We start from the raw sequence: 25,473 nt of genomic DNA, 5'->3' as shown, positions 1-25,473 counted from the left end.
TTTTCTGTTTGGTTTAGAGGGTGTTATGCGTAAAATTTTTCAAATGGCTGTGCTTGTGGCAGGGGTCTGTGTGCCCCAGCTTGGGGCGGCCAAATGTGGCGGTACCTTCTCAAAATTTGTGAGCGAAACAAAGAAAGAGGCTCGCGCCAAGGGCTATGAGGCGGGGCTGGTGGACAGCTTTTTTGCCAATGTGCGCCCTGATAGCAAAGTCATCAAAGCAGACCGTGCGCAGGGGGTCTTCCAGCTTGATTTTACGAGTTTTGCCCGCAGGCTTATTTCAAACGACCGCTTGAACAAGGGCGTCAGCATGGCGAAACGCTATGACAGCGTGTTTGACCGTGTGGAGCGGGAGTATGGCGTGAGCCGGGGTGTGTTGCTGGCGTTTTGGGCGTTTGAAACCGACTTCGGTGCCTTTCAGGGAGATTTCAACACGCTCAACGCGCTGATGACGCTTAGCCATGACTGTCGCCGCCCCGAGTTGTTCCGCCCGCAAGTTTTTGCGGCGCTGGAGCTTTACAAGCATGGCGATTTTAGCCCGACCACAACCACGGGCGCCTGGGCGGGTGAGATCGGCATGGTGCAGATGCTGCCGCAGGATATTATCGACAACGGTGTGGATGGCGACGGGGACGGGCATATTTTGCTCAAAACGTCGCCCGCTGATGCGCTTTTGAGCGGTGCCAAAATGCTGAAGCACCTTGGGTGGCGTGCAGGCGAGCCTTGGCTGCAGGAGGTGGTTGTGCCTGAGACGATGGATTGGTCAAAGTCGGGGTTGCGCACGCAAATGAAGGCGTCAGACTGGGCCAAGATGGGGGTGAGGTCGCGCCATGGCACGCTGGCGGGGAGACTGCCTGCATCGCTTATCTTGCCGCAGGGGCGCAAGGGGCCTGCGTTTCTCGCCTATCCGAATTTTCGGGTTTATTTTGAGTGGAACCAGAGTTTTACCTATGTGCTTACAGCGGCGTATTTTGCCAACCGTTTTGGCGGCGCGCCTGTGTTTGACGCGGGCCAGCCCGAGCGCGGGCTTGCGGGGGGCGATTTGAAAATCCTGCAAGAAAAGCTTGCGCGCAAAGGTTATGACGTTGGCAAGATCGACGGCATTTTGGGGGCTGGCACGCGCGCGGCGGTGCAGGATATGCAACAAAAACTGGGGATGCCTGCTGACGCGTGGCCCACGCGCCAGCTTCTCAACCGGCTTTAACTCGCGGTGGCAAAGCCGACATCAAGCGCTGTCAGGATTGTTTCTACATCGGCAGATGTGAGCACGAGGGGCGGAGAGAGGATCACGTTTGGCCCCGAGACGCGCACCATTGCGCCGTTTTGGTAAGTGACCTCTTGCAAGGTCGCGATTGGAGCTTTGCCTATGGGTGTTTTGCTGGCGCGGTCTGACACCAGCTCCAGTGCGCACATGAGGCCGTGGCCGCCGCGCACATCGCCGATCATCTCGTATTTGCCTTGCAGCGCTTGCAAGCCCGCAAACAGCTCAGCCCCGCGCGCAGCGGCGTTTTCATTGACTTTGAGGCGCTTGGTTTCGGCGAGGCAGGCGAGCGCTGCGGCAGCGCCAACGGGGTGGCCCGAATAGGTATAGCCATGCCCGATGGCGGCCTTGCCTGTTTTGTCTTGTTCAAAGACCTGCACCACCTCGTCGGCGATCATTACGGCCCCGAAGGGGAAGTAACCGTTTGTGATGGCTTTTGCCGTGCACATGAAATCTGGCTTCACGCCCCAGTGACGGCTGCCTGACCAAGAGCCAGTGCGCCCAAAGGCTGTGATGACTTCATCGGCGATTAGTAGGATGCCATTGCGGGTGCAGATGTCGCGCACGCCGGGCATGAAGCTTTTGTGTGGCGGGATAACGCCGCCTGCGCCTAGGATTGGCTCCATGATGAAGGCGGCAATTGTGCCCGCGCCTTGGAAGGCGATTTCGTCTTCCAGCGCTTGCAGGCAAAGATGCGCGAGCTTTTCAGGATCGGTTTCATTGAATGGATTGCGATAGGGGTAGGGCGCGGGGATATGAAAACAGCCCGCCATGAGCGGCTCATAGGCGGTGCGGAAGTTTGCGTTGCCATTCACCGATGCGCCGCCAAAATGTGTGCCGTGATAGCCTTTCTTGAGGCTGAGGTATTTGGTGCGCGCAGGCTCGCCTTTGACTTTGTGATACTGGCGCGCAAGGCGCAGGGCGGTTTCGACGGAATCCGAACCGCCAGATGTATAAAAGGCGCGCGTGAGGCCATCAGGCTCAAAGAAATCGCGCAGCTCCTCAGAAAGCTCGATCACCGCGTCGTTGGTTGTGCCGCGAAATGTCGAGTAATAGGGCAGTTGGTTGAGCTGTGCCGAAATGGCGTCTTTGATCGGCTGGCAGGAGAAGCCGAGGTTGACATTCCAGAGGCCGCCGACCCCGTCGACAACTTTGTGACCGTCGACATCAATGATGCTCACACCCTCGGCACCCGTCACGATTGTGGGCGGATTGGCAAGGCTGTCGGCGGGGTGCGCCATCGGATGCCAGAGGGAGCGGGCGTTCTTTTCTTTGAGGAAGTTGCTGTCTTTCACGGGGCTGTCCTTTCAAGATCAAGGAGGCGCAGAGCCTCTGAGTAGCTGTGAGACGGGTCCATTACGTCAAAATGAACCGAGGGCAGGCCAACGGCCTCTGCCCCTTTGATGTTGCGAAGTTGGTCGTCGACAAAGACGCAGGCGGCGGCAGGCAGGCCCAACTCTTGCAAAACCTGCTCATAGGCGCGGGCGTCGGGCTTGAGGATGCCTGTGTAGGTCGCGTCGACAATGACGTCGAAGTCGGTCAGGAACGGCAGCTTTTCTCGAAAGTCGGCACCGTAAAAGAGATCGAGCTCGTTGGAGAGGATCGCAAGGTGGATGCCTGCGGATTTGCAGGCAGCTATGGTGCTGCGAAATTCGGGGCGGATAACGGCGTCTGGATCAGCGCCGCGCGCAGCGCGGACAAAGTCGCTCATCTCGGTCCAGTTTTGGCCAACGAGCTTGCCCACTTCGGTGGTGCGAGTTTTCCAATAGTCGCGCTCTGATATGTCGTCCGCTTGCATCGCCTGCCAGAGCGGGTCGGCCTCGGGCGCAAAAGGGCCTTGCCATGCGAGGGAGCCTGCGGGCAGGCCGAGGGCCTTTTCGCTCAGATCATGGGTTTCAAACAGGGTGCGGGAAATGACGCCGCCGAAATCAAGAATGAGCGCTTTGGGCTGACAGGAGGTCATAGGGGCGGGACTTTCTGAAGGTAAGTTTCGGGAAGAAAGCCCCCCATAAGGCGTGTTAGGCGCGGGGCGGCTTCCAAGAGCGCGGCCCGAATGGAGGCGCGCCCCTCAGGTGTCATTCGTGCTGTGGGGGCGGCGACAGCCATCGCGCCAATGCAGTTTTTCTGGGCATCAAACAGCGGCGCGGCGTAGGAATGCACATCGGTTTCAAAGGCGCTGACGGCCTCTGCATAGCCTTGGGCGCGAATGTCTTTGAGCATGAGGTTCAGCGCGTTGCGGTCTGTGATTGTGCCTGTGGAGAAGGCTTCAAGCGGGCGGGCAAGCGCGGCTTTGGTAAAATCTGCATCGCCATAGGCCAGCACAACATGGCCCGAGCTTGTGGCGTGAAGTGGCAGGATTTCGGCATCGTCCATTGTGACCTGGAGGCCGTGTTGATGTGCGTAGGCGTAGGCTATTGTGCTCAGCACATCGCCATTCAGAAGCGAGACATGGGCTGTTTCGCCCGTCTTTTGGGCGAGATCATCGGCGAGGCTTTGGGCCAGATCCCGCATCGGAACGGTTGCTTCCCGCAGGGCTGCGAGGCGCAAAAAGGCAGGGCCAAGGCGGTATTCGCGGCCCACGCCGGCCTGTTCAACGAACCCCTCTGACTGCAATTCACTCAACATTCGGTGCACTGTTGTTTTGTTCATGCCTGAGAGGCGAGACATCTCGCTCAGCCCGATCAGGCTACGGGATCGACTGAAAAAGCTGAGCAATGACAGGGCTTTGGACACGGTTCCCATGGGGTCTTTTTCGCCTTTCGTCGCGCGTTTGGAGGTGTAAGCCAGCGCGTGCCTGACTTGCTTGTGAAAGGTGTTGACAGACTCGGTGTGGCTCTGTCAATCTGTTTTAGAACCAACGGTTCAAATAATGAACCAGCATGATCAGGGAGATAACAATGCTAGGTAACAAACTTCTCGGCAGCGCCTTGGCGCTCGGCATGGCCGCCATGGGCGGCGCAGCTTTGGCCGAATATCCCGAAAAACCCGTAAGCTTTGTTGTGCCGTGGCCTCCAGGTGATTTGGAAGATGTGCTGACAAGGATGATCGCGGACGATTTTCAGGCAGCCTATGGCGTGCCTGCGGCGGTTGTGAATAAACCCGGTGGCGGCGGTGGCCCGTTCCCCGGCGCGATTGAAGTCGCGAATGCGCCCGCTGACGGCTATACAATCGGCTCATTCATTATTGCTATTCCTGTTGTCGGTCCGCAGATTGGCATTCCCGAGCTAAACCCCGACCCGTTTGAGCCGCTTGGCAACTTTTTGACCTATCCTTTCGTGATCGCTGCGGGTGCGGATGCGCCGTATGACGACATGGCGGGGCTGGCGACCCATGCGAGCGATAATGACGTTGTGCTTGGGCATTTTGGCGCGCCTTTGGTGCCAACTCAGGTGACCATGGCGCTCGCCAAAGAGATGGGCTTTGCCTATGCCTCAGATGCAGCCTTTGATGCGCTGGATTGCAACACACTGGCCTCTGGTGATGTGGATGTGATCAACACAACTTTGCAGCTGATCCTGCCGTGCCTTGATAAGGTCAAAGTGCTCGCCTCGATCGGAGCCGAGCGGATTGCGCTGACACCTGATACGCCCACTGTGGCCGAGCTTGCTCCGGCGCTGGACGTTGCGCTTTGGAACGGTCTCTTTGTGCACAAAGACACGCCGCAGGATGTGCGCGAAAAGATAATTGCGGTCGCGTCAAAGACTGTGATGTCTGAGCGTGCGCAGCAGCTCGCGGCGGAAACAGGCGCGCTTGTCTACTGGCAGTCGGCTGACGATGTTAAGGCGCAGATCAGCAAGGATATTGCGACCCTGAACAGCATCGACTCCATTCTTAACAACTGATCTTCAAATGACGGGTCGGGCAGCTTTGGCTGCCCGATTTGTATTTGGCCCTTTTCAGACAGGACAGATCTCGATGTCACGCGTCAAAACGCTGCAAGCCCTTTTTCAGCGATATCGCCGGCCTGGGGATATTGTTTTTGCTTGGGTGGTGCTGGGTGTTTCTCTGTTTCTTCTCGCGCAGATTTTTACCCAGACGGCCTATAAGCCCAATGGAAAACTTTTCGCGCAGCCACGATTCTGGCCCGCAGTGTCGCTTCTCGGGATGTCGGGCTTTGCGCTGTTTCATCTCATCGGCTCGCTGCTGTCAGAGCGCATTCAGGGGCGTTGGCAGGAGGTTCTGCTTTGGGCCTCGTCTCTCGAATACGCAGCGTGGTTCATCATGTATGCCGTGCTTGTGCCATGGGCAGGCTACTTGCCCTCCACAGTCCTCTTTTCTGTTTTGCTGGTTTTGCGCGCTGGATACCGCAGCAAGACAGCCTTGATCTCTGCGGCTGTGAGTGCGGTTGTTATTGTGGTGTTGTTCAAAACGTTCTTACAGGTCAAGCTACCTGCAGGGCAGATTTATGAGCTGTTGCCAGACGGTTTGCGCCAAATCATGCTGACATATTTTTGATCGGAAGACCTTATGTTTGAAAATCTGATTGCTGGCGTTGAAATGCTTGCCCGATGGGACGTTTTTGCCGCGCTTCTGGTGGGGTCTATCGGTGGTGTGATTATCGGGGCGATCCCGGGGGTTGGCCCTGCGGTTGCGATTGCGATTTTGTTGCCGGCTACGTTTTCAATGGAGCCGATTGTCGGGCTGACCATGCTGTTGGGCATATATGGCTCTTCGATGTATGGGGGGGCGATCCCTGCTGTTTTGATCAATACGCCAGGCACGGCTGTCAATGCTCTGACCTCTTATGACGGCTACCCAATGACGGAGCGTGGAGAGGGACACCGCGCCGTATCGCTGGCTTATAGCGCGTCGTTTTGGGGCGGGATATTTGGCATTATCAGTCTTATCCTGCTGTCGCCAGTGCTGGCCTATATTGCGCCAATGTTTGGCAGTCGGGAGATTTTCCTCGCGGCCCTATTGGGGATTATTCTCGTTATTCTTGCGCACCGTGGGCAGATATTTGCGGCGGGTTTGCTGGCGATGTTCGGGATCTTTCTTCAGACGGTCGGGCTTGACGCTGTGACCTATACGCAGCGCTATACGTTCGGATATTCGTTTCTCAGCTCGGGGATCAATCTGATTGTGGTTGTGCTGGGTCTGTTTGCTTTGAGCCAAGCTTTTTTCCTGCTCACGGCACCTGACACTAGCCCTGACGCCAAACCCGTCACTGGCAGGATGACCGACGGGTTTAAGGAGCTTCTGAAGCACAAGCGCGTCGCCACTGTGGCGTCGGGTTTTGGTGTGATCCTCGGGATGATCCCCGGGACAGGAGAATTTACGGCGCAATTCATGAGCTATACCTATGCGCAAAAAAGCTCGAAAAAGCCTGATCTTTTTGGCAAAGGCTCGCCTGAAGGGCTGATTGCCTCGGAAGCGGCGAACAATGCTGTGCCTGCGGCTGCAATGATCCCTCTCCTTGCGCTGGGCATTCCCGGCGAAGCGCTTACGGCGATGATGCTTTCGGTGTTTTATGTGCACAATGTTATTCCGGGGCCGCAGCTTTTTCAGAACAATATTGATCTGGTTTACGGGCTTTATATGGCGCTTATTCTGCTCAACGTGATCGTTGTGGTGTTTTTGCTGTTCTCCACAAACCTACTCACCAGGATCATTCGTGTGCCGACACGGTTTCTGGGCGTAATGATCCTGATCCTGTCTTTTGTCGGGGTTTACAGCCTGAGAAATTCGCTGACCGATTGTATGATTGCGGCTGGGTTTGGGGTTTTGGGATTGATTTTAAAACGCCTCAACCTGCCGATTGTCCCGATTATCCTTGGGATGGTTCTGGGCGGGATTATGGAAGTGAAACTGCGGTCTTCACTGCCACGCCTCAAGACGCCGTTGGATATGATTGATCGACCCATTGCTTTTATTCTGTTCAGTCTGATCCTTTTGGTTTTGGCTCTGCATTTGCGCACTTTGTTAAAAGAATATCGCGCGCATCAGCCTGAGCTTGATCATGATATGCACGACACACAAATGAGGTAACACCTAATGGACCAGAGCCATATTGACGCGCTGCGCCACGTAGAAATCGCGCCGCAAAAACTGTTTATTGACGGATCGTGGCAAGAGGCGTCGGGTGAGGCGTTTGATGTTTTGTCTCCGATTGACGGGCAAAAGCTCACCACGATCGAGGGGGCGACGGCCCCTGATGTTGAGCGCGCGGTGGCGGCGGCCCGACGCGCCTTTGAAGACGGGCGCTGGCGCGATATGCCGCCCGCGGGGCGCAAGAAAGTGCTGCACAAGATTGCCGATTTGATCGAGCAATATGCGCTTGAGTTGACCGTTTTGGGCGTGCGCGACAACGGCACGGAATTCAATATGGCGCTCAAGGCCGAGGCGGGATCGGCGGCGGGAACCTTCCGCTATTACGCCGAAGCGCTGGACAAGATTTATGGCGAGGTCGCGCCGACGGCCCCCGACGTTTTGGGGCTTGTGCATCATACGCCTGTCGGAGTTGTGGGCGCGATTGTGCCTTGGAACTTCCCTCTGATGATTGGCGCATGGAAGCTTGCGCCAGCGCTTGCGACGGGGAATTCTGTGGTCTTGAAACCCGCCGAGACGGCGTCGCTTTCGCTCCTCAGGCTTGCAGAAATCTGCGCCGAGGCGGGGCTGCCTGACGGGGTTTTGAATGTCGTCACGGGGCAGGGCGCTGTGACAGGGGAGGCGCTGGCGCTGAGCCATGATGTCGACGTCTTGGTGTTCACGGGCTCTGGGGGCGTGGGCCGGCGCTTGCTGGAATATTCGGCGCGCTCCAATCTCAAGCGTGTTTATCTGGAGCTTGGCGGCAAATCGCCCAACATCGTTTTTGCTGACGCGCCTGATCTGGGGCTTGCGGCCAAGGTTTCGGCAATGGGGATTTTCCGCAATTCGGGTCAGGTCTGTGTGGCCGGCTCGCGGCTTTTGGTCGAGCGCTCGGTGCATGACGAGTTTGTCGCTCTGATGGCGGCAGAGGCCGAGAAGCTCAAGGTGGGTGATCCGCTTGATCTTGGCACACAGATTGGCGCGGTGAACTCTATGCCGCAGCTTGAGGGCAACCTTGGCTTTGTTCAAAAAGCGGTGGCTGAGGGGGCCGAGGCTATCAGCGGCGGCGGACGCATACTGGAAGGAACAGGGGGCTATTATATGGCGCCGACGATCCTCACGGGCGTCGAGCGCGGGCATACCGTTTTCCAAAATGAGGTCTTTGGTCCTGTGCTGGCAGTCACAGCGTTTGACAGGGATGAGGAGGCCGTGAGCCTTGCCAACGGGACGGAGTATGGCCTTTCGGCGGGTGTCTGGACCTCCAACTTAAGTCGTGCGCACCGTATGGTGCACGGCATTCGCGCGGGGATCGTTCATGTGAATACCTATGGTGGATCGGATAATTCCGTGCCACTGGGGGGCGTGAAGCAGTCGGGCAACGGGCATGACAAATCGCTTCACGCGATCGAAAAATATGTCGATCTTAAAACGGCTTGGATTCAACTTTGAGTTTGGAGCGCGCGGCAAAAGCGGCTCGGTCTTGGGGGTTTGAACGCCCGCAGATCAGGCTGGCTGCGGCGCGTGAGAATGTGGTTTACCATGTGGAAGCAGGAGAGACTTATGCGCTGCGCCTGCACCGTATCGGCTATCGCAGCGCAGAAGAGTTACGCCACGAACTCGCGTGGATTGAGGCCATGGCAGAGGCGGGCTTGCCTGTGCCGCGGCCTCTTGCCTTGCCATCTGGGGCGCTTGTCACCGAGGTTGAAGGCCAGCTTGTGAGTATGATCTCATGGCTTGACGGCGCGCCCTTGGGGGAGCCGGGCGAAATGGAAAATGTCAGCGACAGGCCTGCGTTCTGTCGCAAGCTTGGCGCGGTCATGGCGGCGTTGCACACGGCTTGCGATGCTTGGCAGCCGTCTATGGGCTTTGCCCGCCCTGCATGGGACCGCGCGGGGCTTTTGGGCGATGCGCCGTTGTGGGGGAAGTTTTGGCAGCACCCTGATTTTAGTGCGGCTGAGCGCGATTTGGTGCTGGCGGCGCGTGGCAAGGCGGATGCAGCCTTGGCCGAGCGGGAAAGCGCGCTTGACTACGGGTTGATCCATGCCGACCTCGTCGGCCAGAATGTCATGTGGGACGGGGCTAAGGTTGGCCTCATAGATTTTGACGATGGTGGCTATGGCTTTCGCAGCTTTGAGCTGGCGACATTTCTGTTACGGTTTATGGATAAGCCCGACTACCCCGAATTGCGCGTTGCACTTTGTGAGGGGTATGCTGTGCGCGCCAAGGTTGATGCTGAAGAGCTGGACCTGTTTCTGATGCTGCGTGCTTTTACCTATCCGGGCTGGTTTATGGACAGAGCGGGCGAGCCGAACACTGCCGCGCGCGCGGCGCGGGCCAATGCAACTGCGCTCAAACTGGCGCAAGCGTTTATGGAGAGATGAGATGAGCCAAGACAAAACGATCCTGATTGTGGGCACCTATGACACCAAAGATGATGAGCTTGGCTATCTGGCTGATGTGATCCGTGCGCAGGGTGGACAGGTGGCCACGATGGATGTGAGCGTTTTGGGCGAGCCGTCAAAGCCCACGGATTATTCCAAGCATGATGTGGCCGAAGCGGGCGGAAGCACCATCAAGGCCGCGATTGCGGCAGGGGATGAAAACGTTGCGATGCAGATCATGGCTGAGGGCGCTTCAGCGCTGGCGCTCAAGCTTTACCGAGCGGGCAAGTTTGACGGTGTGATTGTGCTTGGCGGTTCTATGGGCACAGACCTTGCACTTGATGTTTGCGCAGCACTGCCATTGGGCGTGCCGAAATATGTTGTTTCGACAGTGTCGTTCTCGGCGATGTTGCCGCCCGAACGGCTTGCGCCTGATATTCAGATGATCTTGTGGGGCGGTGGACTTTATGGGCTGAATTCGGTTTGCAAATCCTCCCTGAGCCAAGCTGCTGGCGCTGTTCTGGGCGCGGCGCGGGCTGTGGAGCCGCCGAAATGGGACAAGCCGCTGATTGGCATGACCTCTTTTGGCAAAACCGTGCTTCGCTATATGGTGGCGCTCAAACCAGCTTTGGAAGAGCGCGGCTTTGAAGTGGCGGTGTTTCATGCCACGGGCATGGGCGGGCGCGCCTTTGAGGGGCTGGCCGCCGAGGGCGCTTTTGCAGCCGTGATGGACTTTGCACCGCAGGAAGTGACCAACCACCATTTTGGCTCAAACATCACCGCAGGCGCGGACCGTTTGACCAATGCGGGGCGCAAAGGCGTTCCACAGATGATTGCGCCTGGGTGTTATGATCTGGTGGATTTTGTCGGCTGGCAGGAGCCGCCCGCGCGGCTTGCAGGCTATGAGACCCATGCGCACAACCGCTTGCTCAGCTCGGCGATGATCGGAGCCGAGGACCGCGTGGAACTGGCAGAAGTGATGTGTGGCAAGCTTGCGCAGGCGACTGGGCCAACCGAGGTTTTTCTGCCGCTTCAGGGCTGTAACGAGTGGGACCGTGAGGGCGCGCCGTTGCATGATGGCGCAGGTCTTGCGGCCTTTATGGGCGCTATGCAACAGCAGATACCCGCAAACGCCACGAGCCATGCACTTGACTGTCATATCAACGACGCAGCCTTTGCCGAGGCGGTGCTGTCTGTCTTTGATAAATGGCTCGCAGAGGGCGTTGTGACGCGCTAATCTCGCGCGCATGGAATGGCGTGACACTGGAATTTTGCTGGCCGTTCGGCCCCATGGCGAAAGCAGCGCCATTCTTGACGTGCTCACGCCTGAGCGCGGCTTGCACTCTGGTGTTGTGCGCGGTGGGGCAAGCCGCAAGATGGCTCCGGTTTTGCAGCCGGGGGCGCAGCTTGATCTAATGTGGCGCGCACGGCTTGAAGAGCATCTGGGAAGCTTTAGCGCCGAACTCATGCGCTCTCGTTCGGCGCAGGTCATGAACTCGCGCCTTGCTTTGGCGGGACTGAATACAGTGACGGCTTTGCTGCGCTATGCCTTGCCTGAGCGGGAAGTGCACTTACCGCTTTACAGGCGCACTGAGGCCTTGATGGACTTGCTCGGGCAAGACGAGATCTGGCCACTGGCCTACCTCAAGTGGGAGGTGGCGCTCTTGGAAGAGCTGGGCTTCGGGCTTGATCTGAGCTGTTGTGCCGTGACGGGCGCAGAAGAGGGGCTTGCCTATGTGTCGCCCAAGACAGGGCGTGCTGTCACCGCAGCGGGCGCGGGCGAATGGGCGAGCAAGCTTTTGGAACTGCCGCCTGTTTTGCTCGGAGAAGGCGATGCGGATGATACCGAGGTCGCTGCGGGCTTACGACTGACGGGGTATTTTCTGGCCGAGCATCTTGCGCCAGAGCTGGGCACAAAGCCTTTGCCTGATGCGCGGGCACGCTTTCTAACTGTCTTTGAGCGGCGGTTCACTCCGCTTTAAACACCATCTCTTGGCCTGCGTCATTGCTCAGGATGAGCGTGTCGCCCGAGACTTCAGACAGCGTCATTTCTGCGAGCGCTGCAAAGAAGAGGCCCTCGGCGGCCAAATCGGGGCAGGCCATTTTGGTGACGCCGATTTGACGCGCCTCAAACCACGGATAAGGCACCTCTAGGGTTCCAAAGTAGCGATTGCACGGCGCTTTACCTGCAAGCCTGCCTTTTTCGGGGAAGTTGAGCGTGGCGCGGGCCGGAAAGGCGGCACCGTTGATCTCTTGCAAATGCCAGAGGCTTGTGTCGCCGCTGAAGCCTCGCAGTGTTTCGTCTGATTGGCAGGCGGGAAGGGTTGCCAGCGCAGTGAGCAGCGTTAAAACATGGAGACTGTGTTTCATCGGCTTCATCTCAGTGCCAGAATAAGGTCGATCATGGTATCGAGAGAGGCCTGCGTCGCGCCAGCTTCTGTCTGCGGCAATATCTGGGCACCAATGGCCGCTGCATAGAGTGCTTTGGCGATATCCGGATTGCTGACGCCTGCGCGCTTGAGCAATGCGGCGAGGTATTTGAGGCGCGCATTGTCGATTTCTGCGAGCGCGTTGGCAACCGATGGGTCTGATTGTGCCCAAGCTCTTACGGCTGTGGTTGCGCCTTGAGGATCAGCGACCAGATGCACAAATTTTTGCAAAGCTGTGTGGGCTGTGTTTTGCTCTTCGATTTCAGCAATCAGCCCTGTCAGCGCTGCCTCTTCCCAATGGGTGAGCATTTGGTTTTGAAAAGCGGGCACGTCGCGGAAGTGCCAATAAAATGACCCTTTGGTTGTGTTGAGCGCTCGCGCAAGCGGCTCTGCCTTTAGGGCCGCGGGCCCTTGCGCTTTGAGCGCTAAAAAGCCAGCGTCGATCCAGTCTTGCTGTGTGAGGCGTGTTTTGGTCATGGAGAAAGCCTATGCGAGCGTATGGTCTCGAACAAGTGATATGCTTTACGCGTTACCATCTTCTCCAGCGCCTGCGCCTTTTGCGCGACTGGCGTCTGTTTCTGGCGCATAGGTGCGCTGGCAAAACAGGTTGAGGGCGTCATAGGTTTCTTGTGAACATTCGGCGCGCCAAACCAGCTCTGCGCTTGGCGCTGCTGAAGGCAGGATGCGCAAACCGCTGTCTTCTGGGGCAGGATGAATGAGATGGAGCCCGCCATCAGGTGTTGCCAACCCCTGAAAGGTTTTGCCTTGCAAGCTCAGCGCCGTGCCTTGATCGTCTGCAAGAAGGCTTAAGAACGGCAGGAGCAACAGCGGGGTGTGACACGCGTTCAGGTCTGGTTTTGCACCATCAATCATCTGGTTGCCAAGTTTGATCGGGCAGGCGCTGTCTTTGACTTTGCCTGCTTCGCGGGCTGTAAGGCAGGCCAAAAGCGCATCGGCCCCGGCCAGCCCAGCGGCGGAAAGGCGGCGCACGGCTTGGCCCGCGTCCTCGGCCTCGCCCCAAGAAAAGCCTGCACCGCGCGTGGCCTTGCGGCAGTGGCTCTCAATTTCGCTCATGGAATAGCTCATCGGGCAGCCCCATAGACCCATGTGTCATCCTGATCGTGGGCCAGTTCGTGCGGGTAGGGTGCGCCACGAAACATATTGATCCGCACCCAGCGGTCTGAGCGGGGGTCAAAATGCGTTGCCCCAAAGAAGCTGAGTTTTGCACGCAGCATATCGATCGGTTTCATATCTGCGCCGATCGTGTTGTCGCGGATTTCGGCGTAGGGGTGGCTTGGAGCCATTTGCACGCGGCGCACGATATGGCGGTGCTCAGGGTGCGCTACGAGAAAGGCCGCCACAGTGCTGTGGTCTGTCTCGTTGAGCGCGGCAAAAAGGAAGGCGGCGTCACGGCCTGGCGCGAGGGGCTGCTCATAGGGCTCAAGCGGCTCTTCAAAGCGCTCGCCAAGGCGCGGCTCAAGTTTGGATTCTGAGACATACCAGAGCCGAGCGGAGGCGTCATGGCTGTGCCAATCTGTGGCGAGCGCCCAAGCATAATGCGTTTTGATCAGCGATTTTAGGGTGCTGAGAGGCATTGCGCCGTCGATCCGGAAGAGCGCGTGCTCATCGGCTTGCATACAGGCGCCAAGGCCCTCAAGCACTGCGCCGTGCGGCTCCATGAGAAGCGAGACGACCAGTTCTTGGCCTTCCTCAGAGAGTGCGCCTTCGGCCCAGAGGTAGAGGGCGTTCCATGGCGCATCTTCCGCGCCGTTAAAGGACCGGAGTTTTTTTTCCAGCGCGCAAATGTCGTTGCCAAGCGCGGCAAGTTTGGCCTGCTGGATCGGGTGATCGGATCGCCAGAGCGCCACAGAGGCGCGAGCCTTTTCAAAGGCGGTCTTGAACGCCGTGATCTCAGACAGGGTGGCCCTTGGAAGGGCACGAATTTTGGCGAGGGCGTATTCGCGGGCCATGATCCAATTGTTCAAGAGGCGCGGATGATTGACAAGGAAGGGGGCCATGCCGAGGCCTGTGGAGTTCCCGATCCCGAGGCTGCGGCGCAGCGCAGGGGCAAGCGGCACCGCCGCGTCAGGCTCTTTGAGCGCTGCCATGTGCTCGACCAGATCGGCGACAAAAGCGCGGGTGAGGTAGACCGAGAGCATTTCGACTTGAAAGGGCGCTTCAAACTCGGACCTCGCGCCAACAAAAGCACGATCAGATGCTCCGAATTTGCCAGAGCCATAAACGGCTGTTGTGCGCATGAGGTAGCCGACGTTTGCAAGCTCTTCCGTGTCAGGCTGCTCGCCCTTGGCGAGGCAGTCGACAACATAGTCCCAGAGCCGCGCAGACCGGTTGGCGCGAGACAGGGACAGCTCTTTTTCGCTGACCCGGCCCGCTTCCTGCAAGGGCACATTGGCGCGCAGCCGCTCGATATCCTGCTCTGTCGGGATGCCGTCAAAGAGGGTGAACGTTGCGTCCCATGCTGTGGCGATGACGCGGTCAGAGCGCATCTCGTCGGGTAGGTCATGAGCGAAAGCAACAAGCGAATAGGCGCGCGTGGGGCCTTGAGCCGTATAGACGGCGACGCCTTCGCCGCGCATGGAAATATCAAAACGGGGGCGGGTGATCTGCCAGTTTTCGCGGCGCATACGGCGCAAGAGCTGGCGCATGAAGGACAGTCGACATTGGTGCAGGCTCCCGAGGCGAGAGAGTGTCATCACTTGCTCAGGCGGGCGCATCACCAGATCTGTCATGGGGTGGGTCCAAAGTTTTGCTCAAAAAAGCGATACCAGTTGTCGCCCATGATCCCCTCTGTTTCAGCTGTGGAAAAGCCGACATCTGCAAGGCCTTGGGCGATATTTCCAAAGTGACGGTTGTCTTGATACCAGTCTGGCATGGGCGGAAAGCCGGGCGCGGCGGCGGAGCCTTCGCCATAGTCGATCTCTTTGGTCCAGCGGCCCACTCGCATCCACTCCACCACGCTATCAGGCTGATCTTGGCAGAGATCAGAGCCTATGCCGAGATGCTCTGCGCCAAATTTTGCGGCTGTGTCTGCGATCATTTGGCAGAAGCTTTCCAAAGTGCAGGCTGATTTGTCTTTGAGGTGGTGAGGGTAGAGGGAGAAGCCGAGCATACCGCCATTGGAGGTCACTGCGCGGATCACGTCGTCGCGTTTGTTGCGCAGGGCGGGCTGCCATGTGTGGGGGTTGGCATGGGTGATCGCGATGGGGCGCTCGGAGAAATCCGCCGCCTCAATTGTGGAGCGGTCGGCGGAGTGGGACATATCAACCACCAACCCCACGCGGTTCATTTCGCGCACCACTTGCTTGCCCATTCGCGTCAGGCCTGTGTCTTCGGCCTCGTAACATCCCGTGGCAAGGAGCGACTGGTTATTATAGGTCAGCTGCATGAAGCGCGCGCCAAGGTCGTGCAGCACTTGGACGAGGCCGATATCATCTTCTATGGGCGATGGGTTCTGGAAGCCAAAGAAGATGGCTGTTCGGCCTGTCTCATGCGCCAGTTGAATATCGCTGGCCCAACGGCCCTTCAGGATCAAGTCTGGGAAGAGTTCAAACCAGCGGTTCCATTGCTCCATGTTGAGCACGGTTTCACGAAAGTTTTCGTGATAGGCGATGGTCACATGGACCGCATCCAACCCGCCCTCACGCATTTGGCGGAAGATTTTCTCAGACCAGTTGGCGTATTGGAGGTTGTCGATGCGATACATGGGTCTACTCTGGCAAGCCTGCGGAAATATAAGCGGTTTTCACGGTTGTGTAGAACTCCGCTGCCGCAGAGCCTTGTTCGCGCGGGCCATAGGAGCTTTCCCCGCGCCCGCCGAAGGGGACATGATAATCTGTGCCTGCGGTGGCCAGATTGACCATCACACAGCCTGAGCGGGCACGCGCTCGGAAGTCGCTGGCGCGGGCCAAGGAGCGGGTCACGATCCCGGCTGTGAGGCCAAAGCGGGTGTCGTTGACTGTATGCAGGGCCTCGTCATAGCTGCCCACTTTGATCACAGCGGTGAGCGGTGCAAAAAGCTCTTCTCGGTTGATGTCCATAGCGTTGGTCGTGCCCAGGAAAACCCCCGGAGTCATAAAGTAGCCTTGGGTGGCGCGCTCAACTTGCTCACCGCCACAGGCCAGCTCTGCCCCTTCGGCGCGGCCTTTGGCAACCCATGCAAGGTTTTCTTTCAGCTGCGTTTCGCTCACAACCGGACCGATCTGGGTGCCCTCTTCGAGGGCATGACCGACTTTCATAGCCTGAGCGCCTGCCACGAGCTTTTCAACGAAGGCGTCATGCACTGCTTCGTGCACGACAAGGCGCGAGGAGGCTGTGCATTTTTGGCCCGTTCCGCCAAAGGCCCCGCCGAGGGCAACAGCCACGGCAAGGTCAAGGTCGCCATCGTCCATGACAGCGAGCGCGTTTTTGGACCCCATTTCCATTTGCAGCTTGGTAAAGTTACCGACAGCCGCCTGTGCGATGCCGCGGCCAACGGGGACGGAGCCTGTAAAGGAAATGGCGTTGATGCCTTTGTGTTCGACAAGCTTCTGGCCGATATCGCGGCCAGAACCCATCACAAGGCTGAAGAGGCCCTTGGGGATGTCCTGACGCGAGATGATTTCGGCCAAGGCCTGCGCCGAAGCTGGCGTTGCATTGGCGGGCTTCCAGATCACGGCGTTGCCATAGGCCAGCGCGGGCGCAATTTTCCAGCTGGCTGTGGCAGTGGGGAAGTTCCACGGGCTGATCACGGCGACTGTGCCTACAGGCTCGCGGCGAATGTCGATATCAACGCCCGGGCGCACGGACTGTGCGTTCTGGCCGAGCTGGCGCAGGACTTCGGCGGCGTAATAGGTAAAGAACTGGCCTGCGCGGTAAACCTCGCCCTTGCCCTCGGCGAGCGGCTTGCCTTCTTCGCGACTGAGCAGTGTGCCGAGCTCTTCGGCGCGCGCCATCATTTCGGTGCCGATTGCATTGAGAACAGCTTGCTTGCGCTCAAGACCATAGGCGGCCCATTCGATTTGGGCGCGCTGGGCGGCTTCAATGGCTGTGTCGAGCTCGTCAGAGGAGGCTTGTGCGTAGAGGCCGACCAGCTCGGACAGATCAGACGGATTGTAGTTTTCGACGACGCCTGCGCCTGTGCTCCATGCGCCAGCGATGAAATTTGGTTTGATATCGGTCATAAGGGTTCCTGAGCCAAGGTTTCTTCCTTTTTGGACCGCCTGAAGCTACAGATCAAACGAATTTAATTGAATCTGGCTTCAGAATTTCTGAAGTGCCGCTTGGCGCAACGTGTCGCTGAAGTGCAGCGCGGGGGGCAAGAGCTGACCTTCGGTGCGATGCATCACATGAACGTGGCGTTGTGCGGTGCTGTCTTTGAGGGGCAAAAATACCAACTCGTCGTCCGCAGCCCCGAGGGCGCGCTTTGGCAAAATGGTGATCCCGACATTGGCACGCAACAGCGCGAGGAGGGAGGCTGTGCTGCGCACGAAAAGGCGGGATCGTGTGAGCATCGCAGCAAAGGCGGGGTCACTGATCATTTCACAAAGACCGTTTGAAATCAGGGGCTCGTCAATGATGTCTGACCAAGTGAGGCTTTCCCATTTGGGCGCTAGGGGATGATCGGCGCGGCAGACCACACCGAAGGGATCAGAAAACAGCTCGAAACGCTCAAACCCCGCACGCTCTGGAAGCGAGGCGATCCCGATATCGGCGCGGTCTGCTTCGAGTTCGGCCAAGACGCCTGCGCTGTCAAGATCGCGCAGCTCGACAGAAACGTCTGGGTAAAGAGCGCTATAGGTTTTGATGATATCAGGCAGGACGGTCTGTGCGACAGAGGGGGTGACTGCGATACGCACTTGTCCGTGTGTTGCGCGGGCGAGGCCTTCTATACGCCGCACGGAGCGTGCGAAATGAGTGATTTGTTCGGAGGCTTCGCTCAGGATCGCTTGCCCCAGAGGGGTGAGCTTTGATTTGCGACTGCCAACAAAAAGCGGTGCGCCCAAATGATCCTCAAATTGCTTGAGAGACATGGAGACAGCCGAGGGCGTGCGCTTCAAGGAGGCGGCGGCTTTGGCGAGCGAGCCTGTTTCGGCCACAGCACAGAATGCGCGCAATAGGTCTATTTTGAGTGTCATGAAGGCAATCTTGCAGGCTATGGCGGGTATGTCTAGGCTCGCTTTTGGTCTGGGTCTGCGCGCGCTATGGCTGCGCTTTTTCCCGTGAGGCCTGACGCCTTTTCGCGTCAGCTTTTTTGCCACAATCAGGATTCATCCTGTGTTTTCGGGGGTATGCAGTGAGAATCTCACGTGCTAGCGTCCCAGCATAAAATAAAAACAAGATCGAGGCAGGCAGTAGTGATGGAAACGGGCTTTAAGGGCACGTTCGTTATCTCTTGGCCGCAAATAAAAATAGACGGGCTGGCGAATGCGCCAGTGGCAGACCTGAACGTTGGGGCAACGTGGTCTTGGCAGGGAGACGCTGTGCGCGTTGACGGGCCTTCCGAGCTATTGCGGCTAGACAAGGCGGACGACGAGACAAACCTCAGACGGCGCGCGGCGCGCATGGTGCACCGCTTGGTCGGGGTCGCAACCAGCGACAGGCGCGACATGGCGAGGGAGACGTCTGACGAGATGAGTGACAACAGCTTTGTTGTGACGGATGGAACGCAAAGTTACACGGTGACGCTGATTGAAATTGGTGCCGAGGCGCAACCTTTGTTGATGTTTGTGGACCAGCTCCCACCGAAAAGCCGCGATCTTTGGATTGTGCATCAGAGTTTTGAGCCCGCACGACAAAGTGCCGAGGGGCCAGATGCGGGCGGGGTGATTTGCTTCACGCCTGGCACACGGATTGCCACGCCTGATGGGGTGAGGGCGATCGAGACGCTAAGGCAAGGCGATTATGTGCAAACCAAAGATGCGGGTGCACAGGAAATCCAATGGGTCGGGCAGCGGCGTATGACGGGAGCGAGGCTGTTTGCTATGCCGCGCTTGCGGCCGATCCGCTTCAGGGCAGGGGCGCTGGGCATCGAGCGGCCAGACCATGAGCTTGTTGTCTCTCCTGAGCATCGTATGCTTGTGAGAGGGGCTGTGGCGCGATCTCTGTTTAATACAGACGAAGTGCTGGTGCGTGCGAAAGATATGCTCAATGGCCAAGACATTGTGATCGACAGCCAAATGAAAGAGGTGACCTATGTTCACCTTCTGCTACCAAATCACCAGATTGTCTGGGCCAATGGCGTGGAGACGGAAAGCTTCCACCCCGCCAATACAGCGCTGGCAACATTGAGCGATGAAGACCGCGAGGCGCTTTTGCGAATGCATCCTGATTTTGAGGTGCAGCCAGAACGGTATGGGGCTTTTGCGCGGCGCAATTTGTCGGAATCGGAAGCGGCGATCCTTTCGTATGAAGCGGCCTAGCCATTTGCAGCCGAAAACAACGGGTTTGCGCTTGACTCAGAGCCGAGCGCAGATATAAGCGCGGCTTCATTGGTGTTGGTGGCCCTCGCAAGAGGATCCCTGTCAGGCCCTAGGCCAGAGGACAACGCCCTTCATAGTGGCCCGCTTGAGGCCTCGTTTTTAGAAGGATATCAGCTGTGACCAAACGCACATCTGCCAAGTACAAAATTGACCGCCGCATGGGCGAAAACATTTGGGGCCGCCCCAAGTCGCCTGTAAACCGTCGTGAATATGGCCCCGGCCAGCACGGTCAGCGCCGCAAGGGCAAACTGTCTGACTTCGGTCTGCAGCTTCGCGCCAAGCAGAAGCTGAAAGGCTACTACGGCGACCTGACAGAGAAGCAATTCCGCCGCATCTTTAAAGAAGCTGAGCGCGTAAAAGGCGATACAGGCGAGAACCTGATTGGTCTGCTCGAGCGCCGTCTTGATGCGGTTGTTTACCGTGCGAAGTTTGTTGCGACAGTTTTTGCGGCACGACAGTTCGTAAACCACGGCCACGTCACTGTGAACGGCAAGAAGGTCAACATTCCTTCATACCGCGTCAAAGAGGGCGATGTCATTGAAGTGCGTGATCGCTCCAAGCAGATCGCTGTTGTGATCGAAGCCACTCAGCTCGCAGAGCGTGACGTGCCTGATTACATCGATGCGGATCACTCCAAAATGAAAGCGACATTTGTGCGCGCTCCTGGTCTTGGCGATGTGCCATACCCGGTTGTGATGGAACCAAACCTCGTTATCGAATATTACGCACAAAACTAAGCACGCGTATTTCGCAAAGCTTTATCAGAGGGCTGTGGCGGGATACCGCTGCGGCCCTTTTTCTTTGCTGGCAGCAGGGTCTGTCTGTCAGTATGACCTGTGAGGAATTTGGAGAGAAGAATGCGCCTTACACCGCAAGCAGGGATCATGAATATCGCTCTTTATGAGGGCGGAAAGTCTAGTATTGCTGGGCATTCGGATGTTTTGAAGCTGTCTTCAAACGAGAACCCGCTTGGCCCGCCTCCCGCAGCCATGGCTGCGATTGCGCAGGCGGCCAGTGAGGTTCATCGCTATCCCTCAACCGACCATGCCGAGCTGCGTGCCGCGATCGGGAAAGCCTATGGGCTGGCGCCCGAGCAGATCATCTGTGGTGTTGGCTCTGATGAGGTTTTACAATTCGTCTGTCAGGCTTATGCAGGCGACGGTGACGAGATTATCTACACCGAACACGGCTTCTCTATGTATCCGATCCTTGCGCATATGGCGGGGGCCACGCCTGTTCAGGTGGCGGAGGCTGAGCGGGTTGTGAGTGTTGATACAATCCTTGCGGCTGTCGGTGAGCGCACGCGGCTTGTTATGCTGGCCAACCCAGCCAACCCGACGGGCACAATGCTGCCCGAGGGCGAGCTTGAGCGGCTTGCGCGGGGTTTGCCTGCAAATGTTATTTTGGTGATTGACGGCGCTTATGCCGAGTATGCCGAGGGCTATGATGGCGGCGCGGGCCTTGTGGCCGAGCTTCCTAACGTCTTGATGACGCGAACGTTTTCCAAAGTCTACGGGCTGGGCGGGCTGCGCATTGGCTGGGGCTACGGGCCACGCGAGATGATTGATGTCATGACGCGGATCAGGCAGCCGTTTAACCTTTCGACGGTGCAGCTTCAGGCGGCGCAGGCGGCTGTAGAGGACTTGGACTGGGTGCCGAATTGCACGGCTTTGAACGCGGCGCAGCGGGCGCGGCTGACGGGGGCATTGCGCCAGTTGGGTGTGGCCTGTGACGAGAGCCACGCGAACTTTGTTTTGGCGCGCTTCACGGACGCGGCAGAGGCGGGGGCGGTGGATCTGGCCTTGCAGGGTGAAGGCATATTGGTACGCCGTGTCACGGGGTATGGATTTGCCGAAGGACTCAGAATGACTGTGGGCAATGAGGCGCAGACGGGCCGTTTGATTGCGGCGCTTACGAAATGGCGGGAGGGTCAGGCATGAGCCAGACATATGAAAAAGTCGCTCTGATCGGGCTGGGCTTGATTGCCTCGTCGATGTTTTGGGCCATGAAACGCGGCGGCCTTGCGGGCGAGGTGCGTGGCTATGCACGCTCAAGCGAGACCCGCGATACGGCCCGCGAGATCGGCCTGTGCGATGTCGTCTGTGACAGTGCGGCGGAGGCTGTGAAAGACGCTGACCTCGTTGTGCTCTGTGTGCCTGTGGGCGCGATGGGCGCTGTGGCGCAAGAAATTGCACCCTATCTGAAGGCGGGTGCGACCGTCAGTGATGTTGGCTCTGTCAAAAAGGCGGTGATCGAGGCTGTTGGGCCGCATCTATCTGAAAATGTTAATTTTATTCCGGCTCACCCTTTGGCGGGAACCGAGCATTCCGGCCCGCGCTCGGGCTTTGCGGAGCTGTTTGACAACCGCTATACCCTGCTGGTTCCCGCGGAGGGCACGCCGCCTGAGGCGGTGAAAACCCTGCGCGACCTTTGGGAGGGGATTGGTGCGAAGGTTGAGGAAATGGATGCGGAGCACCACGACCTTGTGCTGGGTGTGACCTCTCACGCGCCGCATTTGATTGCTTATACGATGGTCGGCGTGGCCGATGATTTGCGCCGTGTGACGGACAGTGAAGTGATCAAATATTCGGCGGCGGGCTTTCGGGACTTTACGCGGATTGCGGCCTCGGATCCGACCATGTGGCGCGATGTTTTTCTCAATAACAAAGAGGCGACATTGGAAATTCTGGGGCGTTTTACCGAAGAGCTTTTTGCGCTGCAACGGGCGATCCGAACGGGCGACGGGGATATGCTTCATGCGTATTTTACCCGCACACGGGCGATCAGGCGCGGGATTATTGAAGCGGGGCAGGATACGGACGCGCCAGACTTCGGGCGGGTTAAGAAAGAGTTAAAATCCTAACACACTGTTTTTGCTACATTTTATTTTTTTTGCTTTCGGGGCGGTGCACTGAGAGGGAAAAACGTTGCGGGTTGAGGCTGTTTTGGGCGGGGTTGGGCTTTGGCGATTTGGCGCTTGAGGGGCGTTGATTTGCGTTGGTCTTGTAGAGCTTACCTCTTGTGGGGTTAAGGGCGCGGTAAGGCGCAGGGCGGTCTGTGGCCTGCACTTTTTGTGCGGGGTTTGGGAGATGGTGAAGCCACCTGTAAGTCTATAAAATCATTGAATTATATGAACTCGGGGTCAGTCGCTTTTCGGGGCGGCAGGCGCAGGCTTTCCGGACCGCTGTTGCGGCGTGAGACGGGGGCAGAGCGGACGCGGCGGGCGGGGGGGTCGCCCCTTGGGAGCGGGCTGCGCGGCGGGCAAACGGGGCGCACATAAAAAGGTTAACGGGGCTGATTCGGGGGGGGTGAAAAGCGTGCACAAAGTGTGCACCACCCGTGCACCGGCAAAACGTGATTTTGGAGTGTTAATAAGGCGCGCGGTAACGCGTCGCCCGCGCGCGGTGATCAGCGCCCGCGCGGCGCTGCCCCCAGACGCTGGTTTAACTGGGGGCGCTGCCCCCAGACGCAAGTTTAACTGGGGGCGCTGCCCCCAGACCCCCGGGATATTTTTAGAAAGAAAAAGACGGGGCAAAGACGGGGCAAAGACGGAGAAAAGACGGGAAAAAACAGAGGTGGGGGTGGCAAGGCAGGCGCGGCGCGGGCGCGGCACGGGCGCGGAGCAGATGGTTAGGTCTCTGCGATTTCGCTGTGAAGGCGGGCGAGGAAGGCGCGCATATAGGTTGTGCGCTCTGTTGCGATTTGGCGGGCGGTCTCTGTGTGCATTGTGTCGGCTAATGTGAAGAGTTTGGTTTGGAAGTGATCAAGGGCGAAGGCGGTGTCGTCGGGGGCGCGGTTTTGGGCCAAGGGATCGGTATGATCATAAAGCGGGCGGTTGAGCGCGCCCGAGATCATGAGCATCCGCGCGAGGCCAATGGCTCCGAGCGCATCGAGGCGGTCGGCGTCCTGCAGAATTTGCGCTTCAAGTGTTTGGGGGGCAATTTTTGCCGAGAAACTATGGGCTGCGATCGCGTGTTTGAGGGCGGGGAGCTTGGCTTCGGGCAGGCCGCAGGCGCGGGCGAGCGGGGCGGCGGCCTCGGCCGAGAGGCGGGAGGCCTCGGCGCGGTTGGGCGCGTTCTTGGGCAGGTTGACAAGATCGTGAAACAGAGCGGCGGCGTGGAGAAGCTCCAGATCGACGGTGGCGTTTTGGCCTTCGCCTTTGGCGATATGCTGGCAATTGGCCCAGACGCGGCGGATATGGGCGAGATCATGGGCGCTGTCTGTTGCGCTGTCTCTCGCGCTTTCTGTGGCCTTGCTCCAATGGGCTTGGAGCGCGGTTTCGTAGGGGCAGGGACCGAGGCTCATTGGATGAAGAGGCGTGGTGCGGGGGCGACAGGGATGGGGCCGATTTTGATATAGCCGCCTGAGAAGGTGAGCGGGATGTCGAGGGTTTCGCTATTGCCCGAGAGGCCTGCGAGCAGGGAGAGGCCCTGCTCGATCTGGGGGGCAAGGCTTTGGGGCAGGGCGCCTGCGGCTGTGGCGAGGGCGAGAATATCGCGCCAGTTTCGCGCCTTGAGGGTGAGGGTGCCTGTCGGGGTGCCTGTGCGATCAATGGAGAGTGCGCCTGCGGCGGCCAGTTTGAGCTGGCCCCATTCGGCTTCGGCGCGGTGAAGTTTGATCTGGGTCGGTTGGGGGCGGCTGTCTTCAAGGGCGCTGATGTCCCATGGTTTGGTGAAATCGAGCGTGGCATCGGCGCGGAAGGATGTGAGCGTCTCGGGCAGCTCCCCTCGCAAGGCGGCGGGCAGGGGCGGGGCGAGGCCATCGGCGTTGAAGGCGGCGCGGTAGCTTGTATCCGCCTCGCGGGTGAGCGCGGTTTGCAACCCAGCGATATGGGTGCGGGGGCCTGTTTCGGGTGTGATGGTCAGGGCGGTGGCGGCGAGATTGGCGCGGCTGAAGGCGAGGGCTGTCTTGGGCTCCATGACCATGGAGGCCTGCATCTTTTCGCTTTTGAGGGAGATGCGCGCGGCGGGGGTGCGCAGGGTCTGGAACGCGGGGAAGGCGGCTATGATGTGATTGGGCTGATAGCTCAGGGCGAAGAGCTGCACGAAGGGGGCCGACCATGCGAGGCCTGTGGCGGGGTCGGCGAGGGCGGGGTCTGTCAGGGTTGTGTCAAAGCGGTTGGGGAAGCCTTTGACTGAGAGGTCAGAGTATTCGGCTTGCCAGCCTTCGCTTTGGCGGGCGTCAAACCACGCTGTTATGCCCGATTTGAGGCTTGTTGCGCCGACAAACCAGTAGCCAGACCAGAGCGCGGCCAAAGTCACGATAAGAACGAGCAATTTTTTCACGCGAGCACCTTTTCCCTTCAGTGGTGATGGTGTTTATGGGGGCAGGCGCGCGAAGGGACAAGTGATATGACGATGTGGGTGTTTGGCTATGGGTCCTTGATCTGGAACCCCGGCTTTGACGTGGAGGAGATGCGGATTGCCACGCTTGAGGGCTATGCCCGCAGCTTTTGTATGCGCTCGATCCACCATCGCGGGACGGAGGAGGCCCCCGGGCTTGTGCTGGCGCTGGACGAGATGCCCAAGGCGCGTTGCCACGGGGTCGCTTTTTCTGTGCGGGCGGGGCAGGAGGAGCAGGTGCTGGCTTATTTGCGCGAGCGCGAGCTGATCTCTTCGGCTTATGTGGAGCGCAGGCTTGATATCACGCTGGCCGACAAGCGGCAGGTGGAGGCTGTGACCTATGTGATTGATGCGGCGCATATCCAGTATTGTGGCGGGCTGGACCTTGAGGAGCAGGCGCGGATCATTGCGCAGGCCCATGGCGGGCGTGGCCCGAACAGCGAATATCTCTTCAATACGGCGGCGCATTTGCACGAGCTGGGGATTTCGGACCCCGAGCTTGACGAGATTGTGGCGCGGGTCAAACTGCTGGGCTGAGGGCCGAGACGGTGGCCGAGA

General features: G+C 58.5%; 25 protein-coding genes. 13 read left to right on the top strand and 12 right to left on the bottom strand.

Annotated elements, in window-relative coordinates; genetic code table 11:
• Positions 1–25 precede the first annotated feature (25 nt).
• On the top strand, positions 26–1,201 hold the full coding sequence (locus tag ACTF58_RS05690) for a lytic murein transglycosylase (protein WP_438991006.1): 1,176 nt from the start codon (positions 26–28) through the stop codon (positions 1,199–1,201).
• Here the strand turns inward: ACTF58_RS05690 and ACTF58_RS05685 are convergent.
• Genes ACTF58_RS05685 through ACTF58_RS05675 form a run of 3 tightly spaced genes read right to left on the bottom strand, consistent with a single transcriptional unit; the run spans position 1,198 to position 4,000 of the window.
• The gene (locus ACTF58_RS05685) at positions 1,198–2,553 is read right to left on the bottom strand and encodes an aspartate aminotransferase family protein (RefSeq protein WP_438991005.1); all 1,356 of its coding nucleotides are present in this window, start codon (positions 2,551–2,553) and stop codon (positions 1,198–1,200) included. The two genes, ACTF58_RS05690 and ACTF58_RS05685, sit on opposite strands and share 4 nt — an antisense overlap.
• Positions 2,550–3,221, bottom strand: coding sequence for an HAD-IA family hydrolase (locus ACTF58_RS05680; RefSeq protein WP_438991004.1), 672 nt, complete (start codon positions 3,219–3,221; stop codon positions 2,550–2,552). Before ACTF58_RS05680 ends, ACTF58_RS05685 begins: the two co-directional genes overlap by 4 nt.
• Positions 3,218–4,000: an IclR family transcriptional regulator gene (locus tag ACTF58_RS05675; protein WP_438991003.1), complete on the bottom strand. Its 783-nt coding sequence runs from the start codon at positions 3,998–4,000 to the stop codon at positions 3,218–3,220. The genes ACTF58_RS05680 and ACTF58_RS05675 overlap by 4 nt, the downstream gene beginning before the upstream one ends.
• Before the next feature lie 155 nt (positions 4,001–4,155).
• Here ACTF58_RS05675 and ACTF58_RS05670 point away from each other — a divergent pair, with 155 nt between their 5' ends.
• The 7 genes from ACTF58_RS05670 to recO all read left to right on the top strand — a co-directional run bounded on the left by ACTF58_RS05670 (position 4,156) and on the right by recO (position 11,648).
• The gene (locus ACTF58_RS05670; protein ID WP_438991002.1) at positions 4,156–5,100 is read left to right on the top strand and encodes a tripartite tricarboxylate transporter substrate-binding protein; all 945 of its coding nucleotides are present in this window, start codon (positions 4,156–4,158) and stop codon (positions 5,098–5,100) included.
• A 73-nt stretch (positions 5,101–5,173) separates the two neighbouring features.
• Complete coding sequence (locus ACTF58_RS05665; RefSeq protein ID WP_438991001.1) at positions 5,174–5,713, top strand: tripartite tricarboxylate transporter TctB family protein; 540 nt, start codon at positions 5,174–5,176, stop codon at positions 5,711–5,713.
• Positions 5,714–5,725: 12 nt separating this feature from the next.
• Positions 5,726–7,246, top strand: a complete 1,521-nt coding sequence (locus tag ACTF58_RS05660) for a tripartite tricarboxylate transporter permease (RefSeq protein ID WP_438991000.1) — start codon at positions 5,726–5,728, stop codon at positions 7,244–7,246.
• 6 nt (positions 7,247–7,252) lie between these two features.
• Positions 7,253–8,734: an aldehyde dehydrogenase gene (locus ACTF58_RS05655; RefSeq protein ID WP_438990999.1), complete on the top strand. Its 1,482-nt coding sequence runs from the start codon at positions 7,253–7,255 to the stop codon at positions 8,732–8,734.
• Positions 8,731–9,666 (top strand): phosphotransferase enzyme family protein, encoded by a 936-nt coding sequence (locus ACTF58_RS05650; RefSeq protein WP_438990998.1) that lies wholly within the window; start codon positions 8,731–8,733, stop codon positions 9,664–9,666. The genes ACTF58_RS05655 and ACTF58_RS05650 overlap by 4 nt, the downstream gene beginning before the upstream one ends.
• A gap of 1 nt (position 9,667) precedes the next feature.
• A complete protein-coding gene (locus ACTF58_RS05645; RefSeq protein ID WP_438990997.1) occupies positions 9,668–10,903 on the top strand; it encodes a Tm-1-like ATP-binding domain-containing protein in 1,236 nt (411 codons plus the stop codon).
• A 10-nt stretch (positions 10,904–10,913) separates the two neighbouring features.
• Positions 10,914–11,648 (top strand): DNA repair protein RecO, encoded by a 735-nt coding sequence (recO, locus tag ACTF58_RS05640; protein WP_438990996.1) that lies wholly within the window; start codon positions 10,914–10,916, stop codon positions 11,646–11,648.
• Here the strand turns inward: recO and ACTF58_RS05635 are convergent.
• The 7 genes from ACTF58_RS05635 to ACTF58_RS05605 all read right to left on the bottom strand — a co-directional run bounded on the left by ACTF58_RS05635 (position 11,635) and on the right by ACTF58_RS05605 (position 18,229).
• Positions 11,635–12,036: an META domain-containing protein gene (locus ACTF58_RS05635; RefSeq protein WP_438990995.1), complete on the bottom strand. Its 402-nt coding sequence runs from the start codon at positions 12,034–12,036 to the stop codon at positions 11,635–11,637. The genes recO and ACTF58_RS05635 overlap by 14 nt on opposite strands.
• A 5-nt stretch (positions 12,037–12,041) precedes the next feature.
• Positions 12,042–12,572: a TetR/AcrR family transcriptional regulator gene (locus ACTF58_RS05630; protein ID WP_438990994.1), complete on the bottom strand. Its 531-nt coding sequence runs from the start codon at positions 12,570–12,572 to the stop codon at positions 12,042–12,044.
• A 45-nt stretch (positions 12,573–12,617) separates the two neighbouring features.
• Positions 12,618–13,169 (bottom strand): DUF3726 domain-containing protein, encoded by a 552-nt coding sequence (locus tag ACTF58_RS05625; RefSeq protein WP_438990993.1) that lies wholly within the window; start codon positions 13,167–13,169, stop codon positions 12,618–12,620.
• An 8-nt stretch (positions 13,170–13,177) separates the two neighbouring features.
• Positions 13,178–14,845, bottom strand: coding sequence for a hypothetical protein (locus ACTF58_RS05620; protein ID WP_438990992.1), 1,668 nt, complete (start codon positions 14,843–14,845; stop codon positions 13,178–13,180).
• Positions 14,842–15,819: a membrane dipeptidase gene (locus tag ACTF58_RS05615; RefSeq protein ID WP_438990991.1), complete on the bottom strand. Its 978-nt coding sequence runs from the start codon at positions 15,817–15,819 to the stop codon at positions 14,842–14,844. Before ACTF58_RS05615 ends, ACTF58_RS05620 begins: the two co-directional genes overlap by 4 nt.
• A gap of 4 nt (positions 15,820–15,823) precedes the next feature.
• Positions 15,824–17,275: an aldehyde dehydrogenase family protein gene (locus tag ACTF58_RS05610; protein ID WP_438990990.1), complete on the bottom strand. Its 1,452-nt coding sequence runs from the start codon at positions 17,273–17,275 to the stop codon at positions 15,824–15,826.
• Between the two features lie 78 nt (positions 17,276–17,353).
• On the bottom strand, positions 17,354–18,229 hold the full coding sequence (locus tag ACTF58_RS05605) for a LysR family transcriptional regulator (protein WP_438990989.1): 876 nt from the start codon (positions 18,227–18,229) through the stop codon (positions 17,354–17,356).
• Between the two features lie 222 nt (positions 18,230–18,451).
• On the opposite strand from ACTF58_RS05605, the gene ACTF58_RS05600 reads away from it, so the two are divergent.
• The 4 genes from ACTF58_RS05600 to ACTF58_RS05585 all read left to right on the top strand — a co-directional run bounded on the left by ACTF58_RS05600 (position 18,452) and on the right by ACTF58_RS05585 (position 22,436).
• Positions 18,452–19,513 carry a Hint domain-containing protein gene (locus ACTF58_RS05600; RefSeq protein ID WP_438990988.1) on the top strand — a complete coding sequence of 354 codons (1,062 nt, stop codon included), beginning with the start codon at positions 18,452–18,454 and terminating at the stop codon, positions 19,511–19,513.
• A gap of 176 nt (positions 19,514–19,689) precedes the next feature.
• Positions 19,690–20,310 carry a 30S ribosomal protein S4 gene (gene rpsD, locus ACTF58_RS05595; protein WP_089887222.1) on the top strand — a complete coding sequence of 207 codons (621 nt, stop codon included), beginning with the start codon at positions 19,690–19,692 and terminating at the stop codon, positions 20,308–20,310.
• 120 nt (positions 20,311–20,430) lie between these two features.
• Positions 20,431–21,513, top strand: coding sequence for a histidinol-phosphate transaminase (gene hisC / locus ACTF58_RS05590; RefSeq protein ID WP_438990987.1), 1,083 nt, complete (start codon positions 20,431–20,433; stop codon positions 21,511–21,513).
• Positions 21,510–22,436, top strand: a complete 927-nt coding sequence (locus tag ACTF58_RS05585; protein WP_438990986.1) for a prephenate/arogenate dehydrogenase family protein — start codon at positions 21,510–21,512, stop codon at positions 22,434–22,436. The genes hisC and ACTF58_RS05585 overlap by 4 nt, the downstream gene beginning before the upstream one ends.
• A 767-nt stretch (positions 22,437–23,203) precedes the next feature.
• Here ACTF58_RS05585 and ACTF58_RS05580 read toward each other — a convergent pair.
• Complete coding sequence (locus ACTF58_RS05580; protein ID WP_438990985.1) at positions 23,204–23,878, bottom strand: HD domain-containing protein; 675 nt, start codon at positions 23,876–23,878, stop codon at positions 23,204–23,206.
• Positions 23,875–24,858: a DUF2125 domain-containing protein gene (locus tag ACTF58_RS05575; protein ID WP_438990984.1), complete on the bottom strand. Its 984-nt coding sequence runs from the start codon at positions 24,856–24,858 to the stop codon at positions 23,875–23,877. Before ACTF58_RS05575 ends, ACTF58_RS05580 begins: the two co-directional genes overlap by 4 nt.
• Before the next feature lie 66 nt (positions 24,859–24,924).
• Here ACTF58_RS05575 and ACTF58_RS05570 point away from each other — a divergent pair, with 66 nt between their 5' ends.
• On the top strand, positions 24,925–25,452 hold the full coding sequence (locus ACTF58_RS05570; protein WP_438990983.1) for a gamma-glutamylcyclotransferase: 528 nt from the start codon (positions 24,925–24,927) through the stop codon (positions 25,450–25,452).
• The last annotated feature ends 21 nt before the right edge of the window (positions 25,453–25,473 follow it).

Source organism: Lentibacter sp., assembly GCF_965657785.1.
Taxonomy (GTDB): Bacteria; Pseudomonadota; Alphaproteobacteria; order Rhodobacterales; family Rhodobacteraceae; genus Lentibacter.
The sequence above is the reverse complement of the archived record's forward strand: the minus strand, read 5'-3'. Positions and strand labels throughout refer to the sequence as shown.